This is a genomic window from Duganella violaceipulchra, from assembly GCF_019166075.1.
Lineage (GTDB): Bacteria > Pseudomonadota > Gammaproteobacteria > Burkholderiales > Burkholderiaceae_D > Rugamonas > Rugamonas violaceipulchra.
This window is the reverse complement of record NZ_JAHTGR010000015.1, coordinates 1-22,619: the sequence shown is the minus strand read 5'-3', so window position 1 is coordinate 22,619 and position 22,619 is coordinate 1. Positions and strand designations below refer to the sequence as shown.

22 protein-coding genes and 1 riboswitch are annotated in these 22,619 nt (G+C 66.7%); of the genes, 18 read left to right on the top strand and 4 right to left on the bottom strand.

All coding sequences use genetic code 11. The features are described from left to right. Window positions 1-97: 97 nt before the first annotated feature. Window positions 98-2,893: a valine--tRNA ligase gene (locus tag KVP70_RS24515; RefSeq protein ID WP_217945059.1), complete on the bottom strand. Its 2,796-nt coding sequence runs from the start codon at window positions 2,891-2,893 to the stop codon at window positions 98-100. A gap of 204 nt (window positions 2,894-3,097) precedes the next feature. Between KVP70_RS24515 and KVP70_RS24510 the strand changes: the two genes are divergently transcribed. After that, entirely contained in the window at window positions 3,098-4,651 is a 1,554-nt protein-coding gene (locus KVP70_RS24510) for a M20/M25/M40 family metallo-hydrolase (protein ID WP_217945058.1), read from the top strand. A gap of 75 nt (window positions 4,652-4,726) precedes the next feature. Further along, on the top strand, window positions 4,727-5,542 hold the full coding sequence (locus tag KVP70_RS24505; protein WP_217945057.1) for a crotonase/enoyl-CoA hydratase family protein: 816 nt from the start codon (window positions 4,727-4,729) through the stop codon (window positions 5,540-5,542). Between the two features lie 11 nt (window positions 5,543-5,553). Here KVP70_RS24505 and KVP70_RS24500 read toward each other — a convergent pair whose 3' ends face one another. Together KVP70_RS24500 and KVP70_RS24495 are read right to left on the bottom strand one after the other, a co-directional pair. Next, window positions 5,554-5,784 carry a type II toxin-antitoxin system HicB family antitoxin gene (locus tag KVP70_RS24500; protein WP_217945056.1) on the bottom strand — a complete coding sequence of 77 codons (231 nt, stop codon included), beginning with the start codon at window positions 5,782-5,784 and terminating at the stop codon, window positions 5,554-5,556. A 77-nt stretch (window positions 5,785-5,861) separates the two neighbouring features. Then, window positions 5,862-6,455, bottom strand: a complete 594-nt coding sequence (locus KVP70_RS24495) for a TetR/AcrR family transcriptional regulator (protein ID WP_217945055.1) — start codon at window positions 6,453-6,455, stop codon at window positions 5,862-5,864. Window positions 6,456-6,575: 120 nt separating this feature from the next. On the opposite strand from KVP70_RS24495, the gene KVP70_RS24490 reads away from it, so the two are divergent. Beyond that, window positions 6,576-7,448 (top strand): sterol desaturase family protein, encoded by an 873-nt coding sequence (locus KVP70_RS24490; protein ID WP_217945054.1) that lies wholly within the window; start codon window positions 6,576-6,578, stop codon window positions 7,446-7,448. Between the two features lie 23 nt (window positions 7,449-7,471). Here the strand turns inward: KVP70_RS24490 and KVP70_RS24485 are convergent, their stop codons facing one another. Then, entirely contained in the window at window positions 7,472-8,695 is a 1,224-nt protein-coding gene (locus KVP70_RS24485; protein WP_217945053.1) for a DUF4382 domain-containing protein, read from the bottom strand. 331 nt (window positions 8,696-9,026) lie between these two features. Between KVP70_RS24485 and KVP70_RS24480 the strand changes: the two genes are divergently transcribed. The 15 genes from KVP70_RS24480 to KVP70_RS24410 all read left to right on the top strand — a co-directional run bounded on the left by KVP70_RS24480 (window position 9,027) and on the right by KVP70_RS24410 (window position 22,241). Then, a complete protein-coding gene (locus tag KVP70_RS24480) occupies window positions 9,027-9,437 on the top strand; it encodes a hypothetical protein (RefSeq protein ID WP_217945052.1) in 411 nt (136 codons plus the stop codon). Between the two features lie 42 nt (window positions 9,438-9,479). Then, a complete protein-coding gene (locus KVP70_RS24475; protein WP_217945051.1) occupies window positions 9,480-10,616 on the top strand; it encodes a WG repeat-containing protein in 1,137 nt (378 codons plus the stop codon). A gap of 118 nt (window positions 10,617-10,734) precedes the next feature. Continuing rightward, complete coding sequence (locus KVP70_RS24470) at window positions 10,735-11,076, top strand: hypothetical protein (protein ID WP_217945050.1); 342 nt, start codon at window positions 10,735-10,737, stop codon at window positions 11,074-11,076. A gap of 26 nt (window positions 11,077-11,102) precedes the next feature. Further along, the gene (locus KVP70_RS24465) at window positions 11,103-11,693 is read left to right on the top strand and encodes a PAN domain-containing protein (protein WP_217945049.1); all 591 of its coding nucleotides are present in this window, start codon (window positions 11,103-11,105) and stop codon (window positions 11,691-11,693) included. Window positions 11,694-11,709: 16 nt separating this feature from the next. Beyond that, window positions 11,710-12,228 (top strand): hypothetical protein, encoded by a 519-nt coding sequence (locus KVP70_RS24460; protein WP_217945048.1) that lies wholly within the window; start codon window positions 11,710-11,712, stop codon window positions 12,226-12,228. A 95-nt stretch (window positions 12,229-12,323) separates the two neighbouring features. Further along, window positions 12,324-12,424: riboswitch (TPP riboswitch) on the top strand. Window positions 12,425-12,490: 66 nt separating this feature from the next. Further along, complete coding sequence (gene thiC, locus KVP70_RS24455) at window positions 12,491-14,407, top strand: phosphomethylpyrimidine synthase ThiC (protein WP_217945047.1); 1,917 nt, start codon at window positions 12,491-12,493, stop codon at window positions 14,405-14,407. A 7-nt stretch (window positions 14,408-14,414) separates the two neighbouring features. Continuing rightward, window positions 14,415-14,618 carry a sulfur carrier protein ThiS gene (gene thiS, locus KVP70_RS24450; RefSeq protein WP_217945046.1) on the top strand — a complete coding sequence of 68 codons (204 nt, stop codon included), beginning with the start codon at window positions 14,415-14,417 and terminating at the stop codon, window positions 14,616-14,618. Between the two features lie 109 nt (window positions 14,619-14,727). Beyond that, on the top strand, window positions 14,728-15,513 hold the full coding sequence (locus KVP70_RS24445; protein WP_217945045.1) for a thiazole synthase: 786 nt from the start codon (window positions 14,728-14,730) through the stop codon (window positions 15,511-15,513). Next, complete coding sequence (thiD, locus tag KVP70_RS24440) at window positions 15,510-16,382, top strand: bifunctional hydroxymethylpyrimidine kinase/phosphomethylpyrimidine kinase (protein WP_217945044.1); 873 nt, start codon at window positions 15,510-15,512, stop codon at window positions 16,380-16,382. The genes KVP70_RS24445 and thiD overlap by 4 nt, the downstream gene beginning before the upstream one ends. A 9-nt stretch (window positions 16,383-16,391) precedes the next feature. After that, window positions 16,392-17,036: a thiamine phosphate synthase gene (thiE, locus tag KVP70_RS24435; protein WP_217945043.1), complete on the top strand. Its 645-nt coding sequence runs from the start codon at window positions 16,392-16,394 to the stop codon at window positions 17,034-17,036. A gap of 70 nt (window positions 17,037-17,106) precedes the next feature. Then, window positions 17,107-17,736 carry an ANTAR domain-containing response regulator gene (locus KVP70_RS24430; protein WP_217945042.1) on the top strand — a complete coding sequence of 210 codons (630 nt, stop codon included), beginning with the start codon at window positions 17,107-17,109 and terminating at the stop codon, window positions 17,734-17,736. Window positions 17,737-17,990: 254 nt separating this feature from the next. Then, window positions 17,991-18,446 carry a response regulator gene (locus KVP70_RS24425; protein ID WP_217945041.1) on the top strand — a complete coding sequence of 152 codons (456 nt, stop codon included), beginning with the start codon at window positions 17,991-17,993 and terminating at the stop codon, window positions 18,444-18,446. 99 nt (window positions 18,447-18,545) lie between these two features. Next, window positions 18,546-19,652, top strand: coding sequence for an S-(hydroxymethyl)glutathione dehydrogenase/class III alcohol dehydrogenase (locus KVP70_RS24420; protein WP_217945040.1), 1,107 nt, complete (start codon window positions 18,546-18,548; stop codon window positions 19,650-19,652). Window positions 19,653-19,780: 128 nt separating this feature from the next. After that, a complete protein-coding gene (locus tag KVP70_RS24415) occupies window positions 19,781-19,963 on the top strand; it encodes a hypothetical protein (protein WP_217945039.1) in 183 nt (60 codons plus the stop codon). Between the two features lie 133 nt (window positions 19,964-20,096). Continuing rightward, window positions 20,097-22,241 (top strand): M56 family metallopeptidase, encoded by a 2,145-nt coding sequence (locus KVP70_RS24410; RefSeq protein ID WP_217945038.1) that lies wholly within the window; start codon window positions 20,097-20,099, stop codon window positions 22,239-22,241. Window positions 22,242-22,619: the final 378 nt, after the last annotated feature.

Below are 22,619 nucleotides of genomic sequence, written 5' to 3'. Positions count from 1 at the left end.
GGGGGTCAAGTCTGACATTCGGACACGGGCTCTGCCGTAGCGGTCGCTACGGCAGAGCCCGTGTCCGAATGTCAGACTTGACCCCCTTGGTTTTTGACTAGGCGGCCGGCAGCTTGGCGAACTGCTCGCGCATCTTGTCCAGCGTGGCGGAGAAGTTGGCGACGCGTTCCTTCTCCTGCGCCACCACCTCGGCCGGCGCGCGGGCGACGAAGCTTTCGTTCGACAGCTTGCCGTTGGCCTTGTTGATCTCGCCTTCAACGCGGGCGATCTCCTTGGCCAGGCGCTCGCGCTCGGCCTTCACATCGATCTCCACCTTCAGCATCAGCTTGGTCGTGCCGACGATGGACACGGCGGCCGGCGATTCCGGCAGCGCGTCGACGATCTGCACTTCGGCCAGCTTGCCCAGCGACTGGATGTACGGTGCGAACACTGCCATCGCCGCCTTGTCGGCCGCATTGGTCGGCTCGACGATCAGCGGCACGCGCAACGACGGCGCCAGCTGCATTTCGCCGCGCAGGTTGCGGGTGGCGTCGGTCAGCGCCTTGAGCTGCTGCATCCAGGCCTCGGCCGATTCGTCGATGGCGGCGGTGTTGGCGATCGGGTAGGGCTGCATCATGATCGAGTCGCCAGTCTTGCCGGCCAGCGGCGCGACAGCCTGCCACAGCGCTTCGGTGACGAACGGGATGATCGGATGCGCCAGGCGCAGCACCACTTCCAGCACGCGCAGCAGGGTGTGGCGGGTGGCGCGCTGCTGGCCCTCGGTACCGCTCTGCACCTGGACCTTGGCCACTTCCAGATACCAGTCGCAGTACTCGTCCCAGACGAACTTGTAGATGGTCGAGGCGATGTTGTCGAAGCGGTAGTCTTCGAAGCCCTTGGCCACGTCCAGTTCGGCTTTTTGCAGCAGCGAGATGATCCACTTGTCGGCGTTCGACAGGTCGGCCACGCTGGCGCTGCAATCCTTGTCCTCGGTGTTCATCAGCACGAAGCGGGTGGCGTTCCACAGCTTGTTGCAGAAGTTGCGATAGCCTTCGGCGCGGCCCAGGTCGAAGTTGATGTTGCGGCCCAGCGAGGCGTAGGACGCCATCGTGAAGCGCACCGCGTCGGTGCCGTAGGCGGCGATCCCCTCCGGGAACTCCTTGCGGGTGGCCTTTTCGATCTTGGTGGCGTCTTTCGGGTTCATCAGGCCGGTGGTGCGTTTCTGCACCAGCGCGTCGATGCCGATGCCGTCGATCAGGTCGATCGGGTCCAGCGTGTTGCCCTTGGACTTGGACATTTTCTGGCCGGTCGAGTCGCGCACCAGGCCGTGCACGTACACCGTCTTGAACGGCACTTTGCCGGTGAAGTGCGCGGTCATCATGACCATGCGCGCCACCCAGAAGAAGATGATGTCGAAGCCGGTCACCAGCACCGTCGACGGCAGGAAGGCCTTGATGTCGGGCGTTTCTTCCGGCCAGCCCAGCGTGGAGAACGGCACCAGCGCGGACGAGAACCACGTGTCGAGCACGTCGTTGTCGCGGCGCAGCGGGCCGGTGCTGCCCTTGGCGGCCGCTTGCGCGATCGCCTCGGCTTCGGTCTTGGCGACAAAGATGTTGCCGGCGTCGTCGTACCAGGCCGGGATCTGATGGCCCCACCACAGCTGGCGCGAGATGCACCAGTCCTGGATGTTGTTGAGCCACTGGTTGTAGGTGGTGCTCCAGTTTTCCGGCACGAACTTGATCTCGCCGCTGGCGACCTTGTCCAGCGCGGTTTCGGCGATCGATTTGCCCGGGAAGAAAGTGCCTTCCGGCGCCGGCTTGCTCATGGCGACGAACCACTGGTCGGTCAGCATAGGCTCGATGATGACGCCGGTGCGGTCGCCGCGCGGCACCATCAGCTTGTGCGGCTTGACCTGTTCCAGCAGGCCTTGCGCGTCGAGGTCGGCGACGATCTGCTTGCGCGCCACGAAGCGGTCCATGCCGCGGTAGGCGACCGGCGCTTCGTCGTTGATCTTCGCTTCCAGGGTCATGATGGTCAGCAGCGGCAGCTTGTGGCGCTGGCCGACGGCGTAGTCGTTCAGGTCGTGCGCGGGCGTGATCTTGACGCAGCCGGTGCCGAATTCCTTGTCGACGTATTCGTCGGCGATGATCGGGATTTCACGGTCCGACAGCGGCAGCTTGAGCATCTTGCCGACCAGCGGCAGGTAGCGCTCGTCGGTCGGGTCGACCGCCACGGCGACGTCGCCCAGCATGGTTTCAGGACGGGTGGTGGCGACGGTCAGCGAGCCGCTGCCATCGGCCAGCGGGTACTTGATGTACCACATCGAACCGTCTTCCTCTTCCGACACCACTTCCAGGTCGGAGACGGCGGTGCCCAGCACCGGGTCCCAGTTGACCAGGCGCTTGCCGCGGTAGATCAGGCCCTGCTCGTGCAGGCGCACGAAGACGTCGGTGACGACTTTCGAGCGCGGCTCGTCCATCGTGAAGTATTCGCGCTGCCAGTCCGGCGAGGTGCCCAGGCGGCGCATCTGGCCGGTGATGGTGGAGCCGGATTTCTCTTTCCACTCCCAGACCTTCTTGACGAACGCCTCGCGGCCGAGGTCGTGGCGCGAGATTTTCTGCGCATCCAGCTGGCGCTCCACCACGATCTGGGTGGCGATGCCGGCGTGGTCGGTGCCCGGTATCCAGGCGGTGTTATGCCCCAGCATGCGATGGTAGCGGGTCAGGCCGTCCATGATGGTCTGGTTGAAGGCATGGCCCATGTGCAGGGTGCCGGTCACGTTCGGCGGCGGCAGCTGGGTGCTGAAAGAAGGCTTGCCGGCGTCGATGGTGGCGGTGTAGTAACCGCGCTGTTCCCACTCGGTACGCCAGAATTGTTCAATGTCGGCAGGCTCGAAAGACTTGGCTAATTCCATGATTTGGCTGATTAAATTTGGAGAAACAACCATTATAGATGACGCGGCAAGCCACGCCCACATTCGCGGCTGGTTTAGTTGCTGACTTGTTAAACTCTGGACATTTCCCGCCTGGATGTCGAATTACGCAAGTTTTTTGACTCGCCCCCGCGAAGAGCATACCGTTGCCTGTCCCAATAATGTTTTTTAGACATGGAGACGGAAATGACAACTCGCATCATTGCTGTGCTGATCGCCGGCTTATTCGCCGGCGCCTCGGCTTCCGCGCTGGCCCAGTCCGACAAGATCTGGATCAGCGTCGGCGACGCCGCCTATGCGCAATTGCAGAAAGTCGCACCCCAGGTGCAGGCGCGCGAAAGCCGCGCCAGCTTCGCGGCCTCGGCCGGGCAGGAGAAACTGCACCTGGTCGAAGTCGACGAGCAGCAGATGCTGGCGCTGTCGGCCGCCGTGCACCGCAAGCTGCGCCGCTGCGGCGGCTTCATGTTCCACGCCAGCGAGGCGGCCGGCATCGCCGCGCTCTCGCCGGCCAAGGACCAGGCCCGGACCGCGCAGCTGGCGGCCGCGCGGCCGTCCTACGTGATCGACCAGCAAAGCGTGGTCAATCCGATGTTGACGCAGATGCAGGCCAGCAACATCGGCCAGACCATCGTCGACATGTCGTCCTACGCCAACCGCTACTACACCACCAACAACGGCGTCAACGCGTCGAACTGGCTCAAGCAGCGCTGGAGCACGATGGCGGCCGGCCGCAGCGACATCGCCGTGACCCAGTTCACGCACTCGGCCTACCCGCAGAAGTCGGTGATCCTGACCATCACCGGCAGCGACAACCCGAACGAAGTGGTGGTGCTGGGCGGCCACCTCGATTCGATCAACCAGTCCGGCACCAGCGAGACCACCCGCGCCCCCGGCGCCGACGACGACGCCTCCGGCATCGCCAGCATGACCGAGGTGCTGCGGGTGATGATCGCCAGCGGCTACAAGCCGCGCCGCACCATCAAGATGATCGGCTACGCCGCCGAGGAAGTGGGCCTGCGCGGCTCGCAGGACATCGCCCAGAACCACAAGGCCAACAACGTCAACGTGGTCGGCGTGATGCAGCTCGACATGACCAACTACAAGGGCTCGGTCAACGACATCTACCTGTACACCGACTACACCGACAGCGCGCAGAACAGCTTCGTCGGCAACCTGATCACGACCTACCTGCCGACCCTGAAGATCGGCTACGACCAGTGCGGCTACGCCTGTTCCGACCACGCCTCGTGGACCTCGGCCGGCTACTGGTCGTCGATGCCGTTCGAGGCCGCCATGGGCGAGGACGATCCCTACATCCACACCGCCAACGACACCTACGCCAACACCGGCAGCCAGGCCGAGCACGCGCTCAAGTTCGCGCGCATGGCGCTGGCCTACGCGGTCGAGCTGGGCAGCGACGGCGCCGGCGTGACGCCGCCGGCCGACCGCACCGAGACCTACACCGGCACCTTGAGCCGCGGCCAGACCCGCGCCTACGGTCCGTACGCGGTGGCGGCCAACGGCAGCTTCAGGGCCACACTCAGCGGCAGCGGCGACACCGACCTGTATGTGCGCAAGGCCGGCGCCGCCAGCACCACCAGCTACGACTGCAAGTCCGACGGCCCGACCAGCACCGAGAGCTGCACCCTGTCCTACGCCGCCAACGGCAACGCCTACGTGCTGCTGAACGGCTACGCGGCCTCCAGCTACACGCTGACCGTGACCTATCCGCCGCAGTAGCGGGGCGAGGGCGGCCGGCTTGTAGCGGCCGCCCCATCTGGAGTATTCTTGAGCAATACACAACAGGAGCCCCCGATGCCCAGCTTTGAAACCTTGACCCTCAGCGTTGCCGACCATATCGCCACCGTGCGCCTGAACCGTCCGGAGAAATTGAACGCCATGAACCTGGCGATGTGGCACGACATCCGCAGCGTCTTCCAGCACATCGACGCCACGCCCGAGATCCGCGTGGCGGTGCTCGAAGGCGAGGGCAAGGCCTTCACCGCCGGCATCGACCTGCAGATGATGATGGGCCTGGGCCCGCAGATCCGCGACGACTGCGACGGCCGCACGCGCGAGAACCTGCGCCGCGTGATCCTCGACCTGCAGGACACGCTGACCAGCCTGGAGCGCTGCCGCAAGCCGGTGCTGGCGGCCGTGCACGGCGCCTGCGTCGGCGGCGGCATTGACCTGATCTGCTGCGCCGACATGCGCTACTGCTCGGCCGACGCCTGGTTCTCCATCAAGGAAATCGACATCGGCATGACCGCCGACGTGGGCACCTTGCAACGCCTGCCCAAGCTGGTCGGCGATGGCATGGCGCGCGAGCTGGCCTACACCGCGCGCAAGGTCGACGCTGCCGAAGCGAAGGAGATCCGCCTGGTCAACCGCGTGTTCGACACGCCGGAGGCGCTGGGCGCCGGCGTGCGCGCCATCGCCGCCGACATCGCGGCCAAGGCGCCGCTGGCGATCCGCGGCGTGAAGGAAATGATCACCTACGCGCGCGACCACTCGGTGGCGGACGGCCTCAACTACAACGCCACCTGGAACGCGGCCATGCTGATGTCGGCCGACCTGCAGGAAGCAATGATGTCGGGCATGAGCAAGCGGCCGCCGACGTTCAAGGACTAGCGCGGCGCGCCTTACCCGGCCTTCCTGTCTTTTCGGCTGTGTGGGACGGGCACTGGAAGGTTTTCGGCTCGCAAGGTTTCAATGACCGCGATCAGCGCATCGCGGCCATTGACGATGGCTTCCTCAATGGTTTCGCCATCAGAAAAACATCCCCAGAAATCGGTATAGGTGATCAGGAATCCACCTCCCTCGTCTTGGGTCAGCGGGCGGATCTCATAAGGGTATTCGTCAAGGATATCCATGTTCATATTCCCTCGAAAAAAAACAAACTGCCGCAAGTAAAACGCTTTGCTGTCGCGATACTGCCGCGCAGAGAGTCTTAGATTGTGCCTGCAGCGGCCGTTATGGTCATGCTGTCCTTGCCGCTCAGTGCGGCCTGGGCCAGCGCGTCGAGCTCGCGCTGCATGGTGGCGATCGGCGGTGGCTCGGCCGCGTCCACCCACCACGTCATTGCCTCGACGATGCCGCCGGCCACGAAGCGCGCCACCCACGGACGCGCCGCCGCAGGGTGCCGCCGCCGCTCCAGTTCGATCTCCACCAGCTGCAACACCATCTGCCTGAAGCGGCGCGCGACCCCGTGTCCGCCGCGGCGGCCGATGGCGGCGCGGAATACGTCGCGCTGTTGCGCCATGTGATCCAGCAGGCCGGGCAGGAAGTGGCAGCCAGCGAGCTGCGCTGGCGCAGTTTGCGCCGCGATCATGTCGCGCAGGTCGTTCAGCCCTTCCGACAGCAGATCATCCTTGCTCTGGTAGTGCATGTAAAAGGTCGAGCGGCCGACGTTCGCGCGCTCGCAAATCTCCTGGATGGTCATCTGGTCCCAGCCGCGCGGCGCCATCAGGGCCAGCATCGCATCGCGCAGCGCGGCCTTGGTCTTGAGGACGCGGCGGTCCGGTTCTGGTTGGCTGTCGGTCATGGCGTTCCTGGACATAAATCGGGTGGATGTCTGCTAACGGACATCGCCCCGCCACTCGCGCTGTCGCCAACGGCGGCCGGGGACGATCATGGACACCTGTCCACTTCAGGAGTGTAGTCCATGTCCGATACCCGTGTTGCCGCGCGCTGGCCGCGCTACCTGTTCTATCCGCTCGCGCTGGCCGCCACGCTGGCCTTTATCCACGCCTCGGTCGGCGGCTGGCTCGGCCCGCTCGGCCAGGCTTATCCGGCCTACCTGCTGGCCATGATCGCCACCATGGTGGCGCTTGAACGCATGCTGCCGATGCGTCGCGAATGGAATATGACCCGGTCCTCCTTTCTCAGGCGCGACCTGCCCATGCTGGTCGTCAACGGCGCGACCATCGCCGCCACCACCTACGCCGTGACCTGGCTGGCCGGCCGTCACGCCGGGCTGCCGCTGCATCGCAGCACGCTGCCCTGGCAAGCCGAAGCGGTGTGCGCGGTGCTGCTGTCGGACTTTCTGTGGTATTGGGTGCACCGCTACAGCCACGAGGGACGCGGCCCGCTGGCACGTTGGTTGTGGAAGACCCACGCCATCCACCACCTGCCCGGCGAGGTCTATGTGTTCATGCACGTGGTGGGGCATCCGATCAACAGCGCCTACGTGCGCGTGCTGCTGATGCTGCCGGCCATCCTGTTCGGCTTCTCGCCGGCGGCCGTGTTCGCCGCGTCGGTGTTCGGCGGCTTCCAGGGCCTGGTGTCGCACTTCAACGTCGATGCCAGGGCCGGATGGTTCAACCGCCTGCTGGTCGGCACCGAGCTGCATCGCTTCCACCACAGCGCGGACCGCGACGAGGCGGGGAACTACGGCGCCACCGTCTCGGTCTGGGACCAGCTGTTCGGCAGCTACCGCCTTCCGGCCGCCGCGCCGCGCCGGCTCGGCGTCGACGACCGCGCGCGCTATCCGGGCGACCGCCAGTGGGGCAGGCTGCTGGGCTTGCCCTTCAAATAGCGGGGCAAGCCAGCGGGACGCGCTTACGGCTTCAGGTTGAAGTTGACGTTGCTCTGGTTGAGCAGCGAGATATCGACCAGCGGCAGGCTGGCCGTGGTGTAGCCCTCGGCGCTGGCCTCGACCATGTATTTGCCCGCACCCGGCAGCACCGTGGCGGCGTTGGCGAATTGCAGCGGCAGCGTGGCGCTGTACACCGCGTACTGCGGCGCGCCGACCGGCAGGCCGGCCAGCGTGTAGCTGCCGCTGGCCAGGTCGGCGCCCTGGTACTTGACGGTCACGGTCGGCCCGGCCACGAAGCTCTGCTTGGCCGCGACATAGGCGGTGGCGGTGCTGCTGGCCGGGGTCAAGCTGACGGCGCCGGCGATGCTGCCGCTGACGCCGGCCGGCAGCGCGATCGGCGCGGCGGCGGTGCTGACGGCGACCATGGCCGAGGTGCTGGTGACCGGCACCGCGCCGACCACGGCGGCGGCGCTGCTGTCGGCCGTGACCACCACGTCGTAGTTACCCAGCGGCAGGCGGGTCAGCGCGAATTCGCCGGTGCTGGCGTTGGGCGCGGTGGCGCTGACGATGGCGCCGTTCTGCTGCGCCGACACCATCACGTGCCTGGCCAGCAGCGCGGTCGAGACAAAGCCGCCGATGCCGTTCAGCGTGGTCGGGATCACCTTCACCACCGGCTTCAGCGCGTACTTGCCGTTGCCCTTGGTGACGATGGATTTGCAGGCGTCGAAGTCCAGCACCAGGTCGACCCGCTGGCCGGCCGCGACGTCGAAGGCGTTCACCAGCTTGATGCCGCTCTGCACCGCGCTCGGGGTGTCCAGCGAGACTTCGGTGCTGCCGCCGCTGACGACCACGGAGTTGGCCAGGCCGCTGCCGGTGTTGGGATCGAGCACCAGCCGCAGCTGCGTGTAATGGCCGGCGCTGAGCGAGGTCTGTCCCAGCGCCTCCAGCGCGCCATTGGTCAGGTTGAGCAGGTTGATCTTGCGGGCCGGGGCCAGCGTGATGTCGGTCCAGCCGGCGTCGGTGTCGCTGGCGCTGCTGCTCTGGTTGACGCGCACCTTGCTGACGGTGACGTTGACGGCGTCGAAACCGCACGACGGCGCGTCCGTCATCGACACCGACAAGGTGCCCAGGGTGCTGACCGGCGTGCTGTCGCCGCTGCCGCCGCCACCGCCGCCACAGGCGCTCAGGCCGGCCACGGTGAAGGCCGCCGCGGCGGCCAGGTAGAGGGATGGGTGTGCTGGTTTCATGGTCGATCTCCCGAGAGTCGCGCCTGCGGCGCTTGTTGTGGCGACGTGGGTGTCGCTGTGGGGATATTGTGCGTTCCATTTGGAAACTTCTATGTTGAATGCCGCACATAGTGCGCGGCTTTTACATTTGTTACACACCAGTTCGTGTGATGACGGGCTATCCGCCGACTGTTGTGCCAGGGCGACAGCGTGGCCGGTTTCCGCCGCGCGCCAGGCTGGCCGCCGCCACCGATGCAGCCCGTCGTTGCGCCGCGCCGGCGCCGGCACTAGACTGGGGAACAGGCAGGCCGCGCGGCGCGGCTATCCGCTTGATACCACCACGGAGGCGATGATGACCCGATCGACTATGGTATGCGTAGTAATGGCGGCAGTGCTGGCGGCAAGCATGGCGGGCGTGGTCCGGGCCCAGGAGAACTTGCCCGCCGCGGTGGAGGCGATGCGCGGACGTCATTGGCACGGTGGCGAGTGTTGCGGCTGGACCTGGGACTGGGTGCAGCAATCCGGACCCAATTTCAGCGGCACTTTCCGCAATCCCAACGGCCAGCAGTTGCAGGAACCGAGCATCATTATTTCCATCGTCGGCAACCAGGTCCAGATCACCCGCGCCGGCGGTTCCGCCGCCGGCGGCTGCACCTATATCGGCACCATCCGCGTCGGCAGCGCCGAGGGCACTTACGCCTGCGCCGGCAAGCCGGCCGGCCCCTGGGCCGCGACCATTTACCAGACCGCGCCGTCGCGCTAGTGCCGGCCTGTACGCCGTCGGTCGCGCGCCGTGCGTCTCTTCTTGTCCGTCTTGTTGAGCGCGCAGTGCTGGTGCGCGGCGGCCGGCGCACAACCGGATTTTTCGGTGCGGCCCGAAGCGATCGAAGCGCTGCAATTGACCGTGACGCGGCAGGACAGCGCCGGTGCCGCGGAAACCGAGCAAGTCTATTTTCTGCGGCGCGCGGCCGGCGCCTTCGTGTTGCCGTCCGAGCCAGGCGCCGTGCTGGCCGGGCTGGTCGGCGGCGCGCAGCCGGCGTTCGGCGTTCGGCGCTGCGATGCCGATCCGGCCGGCGCCGCGCAGACCCCGCTGTATCTGGCGGTCGAGTTGCGCATCTGGATCGCCGACCAGCCGCCGCTGAGGCTGCGCTCGGACAGTCGCTGCGCCTTCATGCTGCCGTGGCAGGTGACGGACGGCGGCCGGCTGGCGGCGTTGGACCAGCGCGCTGCCGGCCTGGCGTTGATGCGCTTGATCCAGGGCTGGTGCGGCGCCTGTCTGCCAGAGTGGCGGCAGGCGCCGCCGGAGGTGCCGGCGGCGCCGCACGGCGAGTTCGAAGCGCATTACGAGGCCTTGCTGGCCGCGTGGCGGCAACCGGGCCGCCGGCGCGGCGCCACCGACATCAAGCTCGCCACGCTGCCGTTGACCGATGCGCTCGACTGGATGGACCATGACCGCTTCGAGCGGACGCTGCGCGCCACGGCGAAAGGCGGGAAGGGCACGCGCGCCGTGCTGGCGGCGGACCTGCTGCGCACCTTGCAGGTGGCGCGCTGGGGCTATGTCGATCGGCAGGGACGGCTGACACTGCCGCGCCGCTTTGAGCGAGCCATGTCCTTTGCTGCGGGGCAGGCGATGGTGCGCGTCGACGGCGGCTGGCAGCAGATCGACCGCCTCGGCCAGCGCGTGGCGGCGCCGGCGGCTGCTGGACCGCTGGCGCCGCCGGCCGCGTCCAGCGCGTCCGCCATATCCCCCGGCGGCGCCGCCGCCTCCGTCACCTGCGACGGCGGGCAGCGCGTCAACGCCATGCGTCCCTACGCCGATGGCCTGGCGGCCGCCCGCTGCGGGGTGCTGTGGGGCTATCTCGACCGCGACGGTCGGTTCGTCATTCCACCTCGCTACATGGAGGCCGGCGACTTCGCCGACGGCCTGGCGCCGGTGCGGTGAAGCGTCTGACCGGCCTCCCCATAGTATTTCTAAATGGCACTGATTATTGTCAACTGATAAGAAATTGTGGGCGTTAAGCAGGCATCCCCGTCGAAGCACCCACCCAAAGGAGTCCAGCATGAAACTGCAACTTGCCCTGTGTCTGTTCGTGGCCGCCAGCGCCGCGCCCATGGTTCAAGCGGTCGAGCCCGTCTCGTTGTACCAGGGCTTGATCTCGTTCCGCGACGGCCCCGACCCGGCCGGCAAGACCGCGGTGTACTGGGCCACCAGCCAGACCCTGTACACGATCAACGGCCCGCGCACCGCCGCACTCAAATTCGGCGCCAACTGGGTGGCGGAAATCCGCTGGTGCGGCGACCGCAACGGCCGGCCGCTGGCCGGCGAATGCTCGGACATATATTTCAATTTCCGGCATGGCGTCGACATCACGGAAACCACCGTCAACCTGCTGCATCCCTGATCCATCCACCATGCCCGGAGACTGTGATGAAAAAGCCGCTATCGATGTTGGCCGCGCTGCTGGTGCTGCCTTGCCTGTGCGTCGCCCAAGGCGCCGAGCCGTGGGGGGTGTGGGCCAACCGCATGAATCCCAACTTGCCGTGGGGTGACCCCTGCAATATCCAGTACGTGATCTCGCCCGTTCCGGCCCGCTATGATCGTCAGCCCGAGTACGTGCGGGTGCGCGTCGCCGCCAATCATCACGACGCCGACCAGTTTCAGCGTCTGTTCAGCCCCTTCTTTGACGATATGCCGGACAAGGTGGTCAAGCTGGGGCGCTGTCATGGCGGGGGCGCGGGTACGGATGGGGGGCCGGGCGGTGGTGGTGGCGGCTCGATCCAGAACTTGCAGTCCGGGATTAACCGTTACGGCGGCGACTACAACGATGCCTGGAGCGAGCCCGGCGGCGGTGACGCCGGCAGCTGCGCCGCGCGCTGCGAACAGGATGCCCAGTGCCGCAGTTTCAGCTGGGTCAGGCCGGGCGTGCAGGGACGGGTCTCGCGCTGCTGGTTGAAACGCACGGTGCCACCAGCGAGCAATAACGATTGTTGCGTTTCCGGCGTCAAATCGTCCGACTGAGCGCGAGGGGAATAGCATGAACTTCGTCGTCGCGCCCCGTTCGCTGGCGGGCTTGAAACGCCTGGCCGCGTTGATCCTGGCAGTTTGTTTCTTCCTGCCGCTGTATAGCTGCAGCACGCAGGGCAAGCCGCCCGGCGTGGCGCGTGCGGCGTCCGCGCCGGCCGCTGCGGCCCCGGCCGCCGTTGCGCCGCACGCCGGATCGCCGGCCCCTCCGACGCTGCCCGGGCGGCTGGAATTTAGCCCATACGAGGCGTTTTCCTGGGGCGATACCTACAGCCTGGCCGGCTTGCTCGTGTTCTTCTGGCCGGCCGTGCTGCAACTGGCCGTGGTGGTGGCGCCGACGGCGGGCGTCCGCGCGGCGCGGGCCGAGCCCTTGCTGTGTCTGGGCAGCGCGGCCGCCTTGGCCTGGCTGTTGTGGCGCGCGCATTTGCTGCCGGGCTATCAGCTGGAAGTGGGCATGCCGCTGGCGGCGCTGGCGTTGTTGCTCTACGCCGTGCCGCGCTTGGCGCGCGGCGCCCCGCCCGCATCCGGCTAGCCCGCGTGGCGTGATACCGGGTATGGCGGTTTTTTTTGCGCGGACATTGTCCGCGCGGCGCGGCGCGGCGTATAATCGCAGCGCTGCCGCAAGGTGGCACACGCTAGGGGTCCTGCGCATTGCGATGCGCGGGTGAGAAATACCCTCCGAACCTGATCTGGATAATGCCAGCGAAGGGAAGCTTAGGACAATGCCGCCACACCCAGTGGACCGGCGCCGTCCAATCTCCTTTGCTGGCTCCTGTAGCTAACGAAGGAGCCACATGAACGCCAACGCCAAATTCCTCTCCGCCACCGCCACGGTGGACGAGGCAGCCATCAAGCCCTTGCCGAATTCCCGCAAAGTCTACGTCGAAGGCAGCCGTCCCGACATCCGCGTGCCGATGCGCCAGATCACCCAGTCCGACACGCCGGCGTCCTTTGGCTTCGAGGCCAATCCGGCCATCTACGTCTACGACACCTCCGGCCCGTACACCGACCCGGACGCGGTGATCGACATCCGCTCCGGCCTGGCCGCGACGCCGCGCCTGCCGTGGATATTGGAGCGCAACGACACCGAGGAACTGGACGGCCCCACCTCCGAATACGGCCAGGCCCGCCTGGCGGACCCGGCGCTGGCCGAGCTGCGCTTCAACCTGCACCGCAAGCCGCGCCGCGCGCAGGCCGGAAAAAACGTCACGCAGATGCACTATGCGCGCCAGGGCATCGTCACGCCCGAGATGGAATTCGTCGCCATCCGCGAAAACCTGCGCCGCCAGGAGTACATGGAAGACCTGAAGAACTCCGGCCCGATGGGCCAGCGCCTGGCCGACCTGATGGGCCGCCAGCATCCGGGCCAGTCGTTCGGCGCCAGCATCCCGGCCACCATCACGCCCGAATTCGTGCGCGAGGAAATCGCCCGCGGCCGCGCCATCATCCCGGCCAACATCAACCACCCGGAAATCGAACCGATGATCATCGGCCGCAATTTCCTGGTCAAGATCAACGCCAACATCGGCAACTCCGCCGTCACCTCGTCGATCGGCGAGGAAGTCGAGAAGATGACCTGGGCCATCCGCTGGGGCGGCGACAACGTCATGGACCTGTCGACCGGCAAGCACATCCACGAAACCCGTGAATGGATCATCCGCAACAGCCCGGTCCCGATCGGCACCGTGCCGATCTACCAGGCGCTGGAAAAGGTCAACGGCAAGGCCGAGGACCTGACCTGGGAGATCTTCCGCGACACCCTGATCGAGCAGGCCGAGCAGGGCGTCGACTACTTCACCATCCACGCCGGCGTGCTGCTGCGCTACGTGCCGATGACGGCCAAGCGCCTGACCGGCATCGTCTCGCGCGGCGGCTCGATCATGGCCAAGTGGTGCCTGGCGCACCACCAGGAATCGTTCCTGTACACGCACTTCGAAGAGATCTGCGCCATCATGAAGGCCTACGACGTCTCGTTCTCGCTGGGCGACGGCTTGCGTCCCGGCTCGATCTACGACGCCAACGACGAAGCCCAGCTGGGCGAACTGAAGACGCTGGGCGAGCTGACCCAGATCGCCTGGAAGCACGACGTGCAGGTGATGATCGAAGGCCCCGGCCACGTGCCGATGCAGCTGATCAAGGAGAATATGGACCTGCAGCTGGAACAGTGCCACGAAGCGCCGTTCTACACCTTGGGCCCGTTGACCACCGACATCGCGCCCGGCTACGACCACATCACCTCCGGCATCGGCGCCGCGCAGATCGGCTGGTACGGCACCGCCATGCTGTGCTACGTCACGCCCAAGGAGCACCTGGGCCTGCCCGACAAGAACGACGTCAAGGACGGCATCATCACCTACAAGATCGCCGCGCATGCCGCCGACCTGGCCAAGGGGCATCCGGGCGCGCAGATCCGCGACAACGCGCTGTCGAAGGCGCGCTTCGAGTTCCGCTGGGACGACCAGTTCAACATCGGCCTCGATCCGGACAAGGCGCGCGAATTCCACGACGAGACCCTGCCCAAGGATTCGGCCAAGGTGGCGCACTTCTGCTCGATGTGCGGCCCGCATTTCTGCTCGATGAAGATCACCCAGGAGGTGCGCGAGTACGCCAAGGCCAACGGCGTGTCCGACGGCGCGGCGCTGCAGCAGGGCATGCAGGTCAAGGCGGTGGAGTTCATCAAGAACGGCGCCGAGCTGTACCGCAAGCTGTGAGGCCGGCATGATCGACATCGAATTGAACGGCGCCCCCTACCAGGTGCCGCCGCGGCAGACGCTAGCTCAGTTGATCGATGCGCTGTCGCTGACCGGGCAGGCGCTGGCGCTGGCGGTCAACCGCGCGGTGGTGCCGCGCCAGCAGTGGCCGCAGCGCGAGCTGCAGCCGCAGGACCAGGTCGACATCGTGCGCGCCATCGGCGGCGGCTAATTTTAATGGGGTCAAGTCTGACATTCGGACACGGCCTCTGCCGTAGCCGCCGCTACGGCAGAGGCCGTGTCCGAATGTCAGACTTGACCCCCAAGGATAAGGAACCATCATGGACAATCAAGACTTGCTCACCATCGCAGGCAAGAGCTACAAATCGCGGCTGCTGGTCGGCAGCGGCAAGTACAAGGACCTGCCGCAGACCCGCGAGGCGACCGACGCCGCCGAAGCGGAAATCATCACCGTGGCGATCCGCCGCGTCAACATCGGCCAGGACCCGAAGGCGCCCAGCCTGCTCGACGTGCTGCCGCCGTCGCAGTACACCATCCTGCCCAACACGGCCGGCTGCTACACCGCCAAGGACGCGGTCTACACGCTGCAGATGGCGCGGGAACTGCTCAACGGCCACAAGCTGGTCAAGCTGGAAGTGCTGGGCGACGAGAAGACGCTGTTCCCGCACATGCCGGAAACCCTGATCGCCGCCGAGGCGCTGGTCAGGGACGGCTTCGACGTCATGGTCTACTGCAGCGACGATCCGATCCAGGCCAAGCTGCTGGAGCAGATCGGCTGCGTGGCGGTGATGCCGCTGGCCTCGCTGATCGGCTCGGGCATGGGCATCCTCAACCCGTGGAACCTGTCGCTGATCATCGACCAGGCCAAGGTGCCGGTGCTGGTCGATGCCGGCGTCGGCACGGCCTCGGACGCCGCCATCGCCATGGAGCTGGGCTGCGACGGCGTGCTGATGAACACCGCCATCGCCGGCGCGCGCGATCCGGTGCGCATGGCGCGCGCCATGAAGCTGGCCGTGCAGGCCGGCCGCGAGGCTTACCTGGCGGGCCGCATCGCCCGCAAGTTCGCGGCCTCGCCGTCGTCGCCGATAGCGGGCCGGCTGGCATGAGCGAGCGGCTGTCCTCGCAAGTGGCGGCGCAGCTGATGGCGCAACTGGTGGCGCGGCCGTGCGTGCTGGTGTTCGCCGGACTCGATCCGTCCGGCGGCGCCGGCATCGCCGCCGACCTGCAGGCGGTGGCCGGGCAGGGCGCGCACGCGCTCACCGTGGCCACCGCGCTGACGGTGCAGGACAACGACCGCGTCTACGGCGTGCAGCCGGTCGACGGCGCCATGGTGCTGCGCCAGGCGCAGGCGCTGGTCGACAAGATGACGGTGCGCGCGGTGAAGATCGGCATCCCCGGCAGCGCCGCCAACGCGCTGGCGATCGCCGAGATCATCGGCCGCCTGCGCGCGCGCCAGCCGGAGCTGCCGGTGGTGCTGGACCCGGTGCTGGCCAGCGGCCACGGCGACCTGCTGTCGCGCGACGACGCGGTGCAGGCGCTGGCGCCGCTGCTGCCGCTGGTGACGGTGCTCACCCCCAACGGCCCGGAAGCGCTGGCGCTGACCGGCGCCGCCGAGCCGACCGCGCAGGCGCAGGCCTTGCGCGCGCGCGGCTGCCGCCACGTGCTGATCACCGGCGGCCACGGCGATGGCGAAGAAGTGGTCAACCGCTGGTTCGGCCCCGGCGCAACGCCGGCGCCACGCCTGTCCGACACCGAACCGTCGCAAGAGGCGCGCCACTGGAGCTGGCCGCGCCTGGCCGGCGAATTCCACGGCAGCGGCTGCACGCTGGCGTCGGCCATCGCCGGCCAGCTGGCGCTGGGCATGTCGATGGAACGCGCGCTGGAACTGGCGCAACAGTATTGCTATCGCGCGCTGCGCGGCGCCTACACGGTGGCCGCCGGACAGCGCATCCCGCAGCGCCTACCTTTGATTTGAGAGCACACCATGCAAGGACTTTATTTGGTTACCCCCAACTGGGACGACACCAGCCGGATGCTGGAGCTGAGCGAACAGGCGCTGGCCGCCGCCCACGGCGCGCGGCCGGGCGTGGCGATGCTGCAATACCGCCACAAGGAAGCCGGCCCGCAACAGCGGCTGGATCAAGCGGGCGCCTTGCTGGCGTTGTGCAGGCGCTACGGCGTGCCCTTCATCGTCAATGATTACGTCGAGCTGTGCGAGCAGCTCGGCGCCGACGGCGTCCACCTCGGCGGCACCGATGCCGACGTGGCGCAGGTGCGCGCCCGGCTGGGGGCGGACAAGATCATCGGCGCCTCCTGCTATGGCGACCTGCCGCGCGCGCTGGCGGCCCAGGCGGCCGGCGCCAGCTACGTGGCGTTCGGCGGTTTCTACCCGTCGCGCGTGAAAAAATATGCAGTGACTACCAAGATGGAGATCCTCGACCAGGCGCGCGAGGTGGTCCGCGTGCCGACCGTGGTGATCGGCGGCATGACGCCGGACAACGCCGCGCCGCTGGCCGCGCGCGGCGCCTCCATGGTGGCGGCCATCAGCAGCGTCTACCAGGCCGACGATGTCGGCGCCGCCGTGGCCGCGTTCCTGCGGCTTTATGCCGACAAACATACGGGCCGATAAAAGGCTGGCATGACGGGCGGTTTTCCGCCTTATAATTGGTGGGTTAGCTTAAGCCTAAGGTTGCCGCCACATGAATGTCCCTTCCAGCCCGAAGCGTCTGATTCTGATCGTCGACGATGACCCACTGCTGCTCGATTTCCTGGGCGAGGTGCTGGGCCACGCCGGCTACGACATCCTCAAGGCCTCGTCGGCCGAACAGGCGCTGGAGCAGATCGCCCAGCGCGAACCAGACCTGGCCCTGCTCGACATCCATATGCCCGGCATGAACGGGCTGGAGCTGGCCAAGCAGTTGCACGCCACCAGCTCGGTGCCCTTCATGTTCCTGTCCGGGCGCGGCGACGCCGACGCCGGCAAGCAGGCCGCCTCGTATGGCGCGGTCGGCTTCCTGGTCAAGCCGGTCGACGAAAAACACCTGATGCCGGCGTTCGCCGCCGGCCTGGCGCGCGCCGACGAAATCCGCCAGCTGCGCCGCACCGAGCTCAATCTGAACGCTGCGCTGGCCGCCGGGCGCGAGACCAGCCTGGCCGTCGGCCTGCTGATGTGCAAGTTCCAGACCGACCGCAACACCGCCTTCGAAGTGCTGCGCGACCACGCCCGCTCCAACCGCCGCAAGGTCAACGAGGTGGCCGACCAGCTGCTGGCCGCCGAGGAAACCTTGAACAGTTTGCACGTGGCCTTCAACCAGCGTCTGAAAAAGTAAACGCCGGCGGTATTTTTGCGGTATTTTCTTGCTTTGCGGTACTCTTCATGTAGACTGTGTCTATCAGCGGCAGGCCAGTCCTGTCCGCTTCGTAGTGCGGCGGGGCCTCCAACCTGCGCCTGCCGCCTCCCCAGCCGCCTGTTCCCTGCGGCCGTCCGTATCCCTTCGGCCCAACTCCGCCGACCCCTGCGTTGTCCTGCCAGCCCCGTGCTGCCGGCGCCGCGATCCCTTTGTTTTTGTGTGCGGAGACACTGATGACGAACGAATATTCCCAGGACAGCTATCGGCCTTTCAGCGAGCAGGACGGCGGTGCCGCGATCGGCTTTTCGATTTTCGCGGAAGCGCCCCGTGTGCTGCATATCGACAAGGACTTCGACGCCGCGCTGGTGCTGTCCACGCTGCTGGTGCCGGAGACCCGGGTCACCCACGCCTCCACCCTGGCCGATGCGCTCGACCTGCTGCGACACCAGCAGTTCGCGCTGGTGGTGATGGACCCCGACCTGCCCGACGGCGACGGCGCCAGCCTGCTGCCGCTGCTGTACCAGCACCAGGGCGACGCCCGCGTGCTGGTGTATTCGGCGCGCCATCCCGAGCGCCACACGGCCGGCAGCGCCTTCCTGCCCAAGCCGTGGACCTCGCCGCGCCAGCTGTGGCGCGCGGTGTCGGACCTGCTGGGCATCGGTTCGGCGATGCCGGTCGAACCCCAGTAGTCGCACGCGCCACAGATCGTCCCCGGCTTGCTATCATGGCGGACCACCGGAACGGCCTCCCGTTCCGGTGCCCCGAACAACGCAGCCACAGGACGAACAATGAAAACCAAAGCAGCTATCGCATGGCAGGCGGGCAAACCGCTGACGATCGAGGAAGTGGAACTGGGCGGCCCGCGCGAAGGCGAGGTGCTGGTCGAGATCAAGGCCACCGGCATCTGCCACACCGATTACTACACCTTGTCCGGCGCCGATCCGGAAGGCATCTTCCCGGCCATCCTCGGCCATGAGGGCGCCGGCGTGGTGGTCGACGTCGGCCCCGGCGTCAAGTCGCTCAGGAAGGACGACCACGTCATCCCGCTGTACACGCCGGAATGCCGCCAGTGCAAATTCTGCCTGTCGCAGAAGACCAACCTGTGCCAGTCGATCCGCTCGACCCAGGGCCGCGGCCTGATGCCGGACGCCACCAGCCGCTTCTCGATCGACGGCAAGCCGATCTACCACTACATGGGCACGTCGACCTTCTCCAACTACATCGTGGTGCCGGAGATCGCGCTGGCCAAGATCCGCGAGGACGCGCCGTTCGACAAGGTGTGCTACATCGGTTGCGGCGTCACCACCGGCGTCGGCGCGGTGCTGTTCACGGCCAAGGTCGAGGCGGGCGCGAACGTGGTGGTGTTCGGCCTGGGCGGCATCGGCCTGAACGTGATCCAGGCCGCCAGGATGGTGGGCGCCGACAAGATCATCGGGGTCGACATCAATCCGGCCCGCCAGGAGATGGCGCGCAAGTTCGGCATGACCCACTTCGTCAATCCGAAGGAAGTGGAGAACGTGGTCGACACCATCGTCGGGCTGACCGACGGCGGCGCCGACTACAGCTTCGAGTGCATCGGCAACACCACCACCATGCGCCAGGCGCTCGAGTGCTGCCACAAGGGCTGGGGCCAGTCGATCATCATCGGCGTGGCGGCGGCGGGGCAGGAGATATCGACCCGTCCGTTCCAGCTGGTCACCGGCCGGGTGTGGAAGGGTTCCGCTTTCGGCGGCGCGCGCGGCCGCACCGACGTGCCGAAGATCGTCGACTGGTACATGGAAGGCAAGCTCAATATCGACGACCTGATCACCCATCGCCTGCCGCTGGAACGCATCAACGAAGGCTTCGATCTGATGAAAAGCGGCGAATCGATCCGCTCGGTGGTGATTTACTGACGCCTGTCGCGGCGGAATGCAGCTGGCTCCGGGTTAGCTGCATTCCGTCGCAATCCGCGCGCGTTCGGCGGCGTGTTTGTCTACAGTGGAGTCATGGAAGCAAGGCCCACCACTGAAGGAGAAACATCATGAACGTACTGAAAAACATGGAAATCATCTTCGTCGCCAGCGCCGTCATCCTGTGCGCCACCGGCTACGCCAGCGCCCAGGTGCGCGCCACCCCGGCGATCGACGCCGGCTCGGTCAAGATGGTGGTGGTGGACGGCGTCAAGATGCCAGTCGTCACCATCAGCGCCAAACGCGCCCACTAAAACCCGGCTGGATGAATGTAGAAAAAAAGTTCTAGACATCGTCATCTAGATAATTTATTCTACATCCATCAACTGGGGAGTGCGCAATGGAAGCGATACGCGATCATAAGATTTCACGGCAGGCGGGACGCTCATGAACGGCGTCCTGGCCGCCCTGGTGCCCGCCGTCGGCTGGGCGCTGCTGCACTTCATCTGGCAAGGCCTGTTGATCGGCTGGGCCGTGGCGCTGGCGATGCATGCGCTGCGCGGCGCTCGCCCGCAGACCCGCTATGCCGTGGCCTGCGCCGGCATGTTGTTGTGCGCGGCGCTGCCGCTGGCCGGCATCCTGGCCCAGCTGGCCGACGCCGACCACGGCGCCGGTTCCTTCACTCTGTTGAGCGTGCTGGCCGGGCAGGGCGCCGGCACGGCGGACGCCGCCGGCCAGGCCGCCGCAGCCGCCGCGCCCGGCCTGCTGGGCGACGGCACTTTCTCCTCGTTTGAAGCGGTGCTGCGGCGCCAGTTGCCGTGGGTGGTCGGCCTGTGGCTGGCCGGTGCGGCGCTGATGTCGCTGCGCCTGGCGCTGGGCCTGAAGTGGGTGGCCGAGCGCACCCGCGCCGGCGAATACACGGTCAATCATTACTGGCAGCGGCGCCTGTCCGAACTGGCGCGCCGCTTCGACATCGAACGCCATGTGCGGCTGGGCGTGGCCGATCTGCTGGACAGCCCGATCACGGCCGGCTGCTGGCGTCCCATCGTGCTGGTGCCGACGGCGCTGGTCAGCGGCATGTCGCCCGATCTGCTGGAAGCCCTGCTGGCGCACGAGCTGGCGCACATCAAGCGGCACGACTACCTGGTCAACCTGATTCAAAGCGCGATCGAAATCGTGCTGTTCTATCACCCTAGTGTTTGGGCACTGTCACGCAGGATACGGATCGAGCGGGAACAAATCGCCGACGACCTCGCGGTGGACATGCTAGGCCAGCCCCGGAGGCTGGCGCAGGCCCTGTCGGAACTGGATCGGTTTCAGTTCGACACCACACAACTAGCCCACGCGGCTCACGGAGGAAATCTCATGTCTCGTATCAAACGCCTGCTGCGTCCCGATGTTGAACCGGTCAGCTGGAAAATGGCCTTGCCCCTGATCGGTTTGTTCGCCGCCGGCGCGGTGTTCTACGCCCACGCCGCGCCGCAGCCGCCGGCCGCCGCCGCCGCGCGGATGGAGCAGGTCAGCCAGGTGGCCGACGCCGCGCAGGCCGATCCAGCACAGCCGCCCGCAGCGCCTGCGCCTGCCTCCCCGGCTGCGCCCGCGGAGCCGGCAGCCATCGCCGAGCTGCCAGCTCCTGCGGCTCCGGCCAAGTCATCCAAGCCACCCAAGCCTCCGCGCCTGTTGGCGGCTGCCCCCGCGATGCCGGCCCCGCCGGCAGCACCAGCCGCTCCGGCGGCACCAGCTGCCCTTGCGGCACCTGCGGCACCTGCGGCAGCGCCCGCTCCCCCTGCGCCGCCAGCTTGGGTGCAAAACGAGCGCTTTGAGCGCGCCAGCTTCTCCAGCCGCGACGGCCAGCGGTCCGGCTATGCGCTGGTACACGCCAACAAGGAAGGCATGACGGTCTCGGCCACGCGACAGGACCTGTCCAAGATCGAGCAGGCACGCCGGGCCGTCAAGGGCGACTTCATCTGGTTCCGCGACGGCGACAAGGTCTACCTGATCCAGGACCCGGCGGCCATCGCCAAGGCCGATGAAGCGTGGGCCGCCGTCAACCGCATCGGTGCGAAGATGGATGAGCAAGGCAAGAAAATGGATGCGCAAGGCAAAGTCATGGATGCGCTGGGCCGGGAGATGGACAAGCTGGGCCAGGATGCCAACAGCAAAGCCTTGTTGGCCATGGACGGCCAGCAGCGTCTGGCTGAACGGGTGTCCCGCCAACAGGAAGCGATCGGTCGCCGCATCGAGCGGGCCGCGCGCGAACTGGGCGACGATCCGACGCCGGAAAAGCTACGCCGCTTCCGCGAGCGTCAAGCCGCCTTGCAAGCGGAAATGGCGCCATTGCAGAGCCAGATCGCGCAATACCAGCGTGAATTGTCGCCGAAGCTGGCGAAGATCCAGTCCATGCGAGAGCCGCTGCAAGCGCTGAGCAAGCAGATGTCGGAAGCCGGCAAGCCGATGGCTGAACTGGGCCAGGCCATGGGCGAGCTGGGCCGCGAGCAAGCCAAGGCCAGCCGCGAAGCCGGGCGCGCCATGAAAGAGCTGATCAAGGACGCCATCAAGGCCGGCAAAGCCGTCCCCGCACCATCCGCATAAAATTGGGGTCAGAATGCCGGGCCGCGCGCAACAGACCGTCCGTGCGATCGCCGGCCGACTGGCGCTGCCGGTAGCGCCAGTCAGCGATGTAGAAGTACCTGATCGGGATCGTGCCGGAGGGACACGTGCCTAGCGGCTACCTGCGCCAACAGGGTCCAATCGGCACCCATTGCCCCCCCGGTGCTGTATAGGACTTGGCGGAACGTAAGCAGCAGTTGGCGAAAAACTCGGCGGACTGTAGGGCACCTCGATGCTGTGGTCTAATTTGCCCGGACACCTCAATAGGTGGAAAATCCACCATCTGAGGAGTTAAAGCATGACAACAAGAAAACGTAAGACATTCGAGCCCAGCCTGAAGCTGGAAGTGGTGCGGATGAT

Coding starts and splice junctions, on each gene's coding strand:
- KVP70_RS24420 (WP_217945040.1), top strand. CDS start 18,546: ATGAAAACCAAAGCAGCTATCGCATGGCAGGCGGGCAAACCGCTGACG.
- thiC (WP_217945047.1), top strand. CDS start 12,491: ATGAACGCCAACGCCAAATTCCTCTCCGCCACCGCCACGGTGGACGAG.
- KVP70_RS24495 (WP_217945055.1), bottom strand. CDS start 6,455: ATGACCGACAGCCAACCAGAACCGGACCGCCGCGTCCTCAAGACCAAG.
- KVP70_RS24490 (WP_217945054.1), top strand. CDS start 6,576: ATGTCCGATACCCGTGTTGCCGCGCGCTGGCCGCGCTACCTGTTCTAT.
- thiD (WP_217945044.1), top strand. CDS start 15,510: ATGAGCGAGCGGCTGTCCTCGCAAGTGGCGGCGCAGCTGATGGCGCAA.
- KVP70_RS24515 (WP_217945059.1), bottom strand. CDS start 2,893: ATGGAATTAGCCAAGTCTTTCGAGCCTGCCGACATTGAACAATTCTGG.
- KVP70_RS24485 (WP_217945053.1), bottom strand. CDS start 8,695: ATGAAACCAGCACACCCATCCCTCTACCTGGCCGCCGCGGCGGCCTTC.
- KVP70_RS24410 (WP_217945038.1), top strand. CDS start 20,097: ATGAACGGCGTCCTGGCCGCCCTGGTGCCCGCCGTCGGCTGGGCGCTG.
- KVP70_RS24430 (WP_217945042.1), top strand. CDS start 17,107: ATGAATGTCCCTTCCAGCCCGAAGCGTCTGATTCTGATCGTCGACGAT.
- KVP70_RS24460 (WP_217945048.1), top strand. CDS start 11,710: ATGAACTTCGTCGTCGCGCCCCGTTCGCTGGCGGGCTTGAAACGCCTG.
- KVP70_RS24510 (WP_217945058.1), top strand. CDS start 3,098: ATGACAACTCGCATCATTGCTGTGCTGATCGCCGGCTTATTCGCCGGC.
- thiE (WP_217945043.1), top strand. CDS start 16,392: ATGCAAGGACTTTATTTGGTTACCCCCAACTGGGACGACACCAGCCGG.
- KVP70_RS24445 (WP_217945045.1), top strand. CDS start 14,728: ATGGACAATCAAGACTTGCTCACCATCGCAGGCAAGAGCTACAAATCG.
- KVP70_RS24415 (WP_217945039.1), top strand. CDS start 19,781: ATGAACGTACTGAAAAACATGGAAATCATCTTCGTCGCCAGCGCCGTC.
- thiS (WP_217945046.1), top strand. CDS start 14,415: ATGATCGACATCGAATTGAACGGCGCCCCCTACCAGGTGCCGCCGCGG.
- KVP70_RS24480 (WP_217945052.1), top strand. CDS start 9,027: ATGACCCGATCGACTATGGTATGCGTAGTAATGGCGGCAGTGCTGGCG.
- KVP70_RS24470 (WP_217945050.1), top strand. CDS start 10,735: ATGAAACTGCAACTTGCCCTGTGTCTGTTCGTGGCCGCCAGCGCCGCG.
- KVP70_RS24505 (WP_217945057.1), top strand. CDS start 4,727: ATGCCCAGCTTTGAAACCTTGACCCTCAGCGTTGCCGACCATATCGCC.
- KVP70_RS24465 (WP_217945049.1), top strand. CDS start 11,103: ATGAAAAAGCCGCTATCGATGTTGGCCGCGCTGCTGGTGCTGCCTTGC.
- KVP70_RS24500 (WP_217945056.1), bottom strand. CDS start 5,784: ATGGATATCCTTGACGAATACCCTTATGAGATCCGCCCGCTGACCCAA.
- KVP70_RS24425 (WP_217945041.1), top strand. CDS start 17,991: ATGACGAACGAATATTCCCAGGACAGCTATCGGCCTTTCAGCGAGCAG.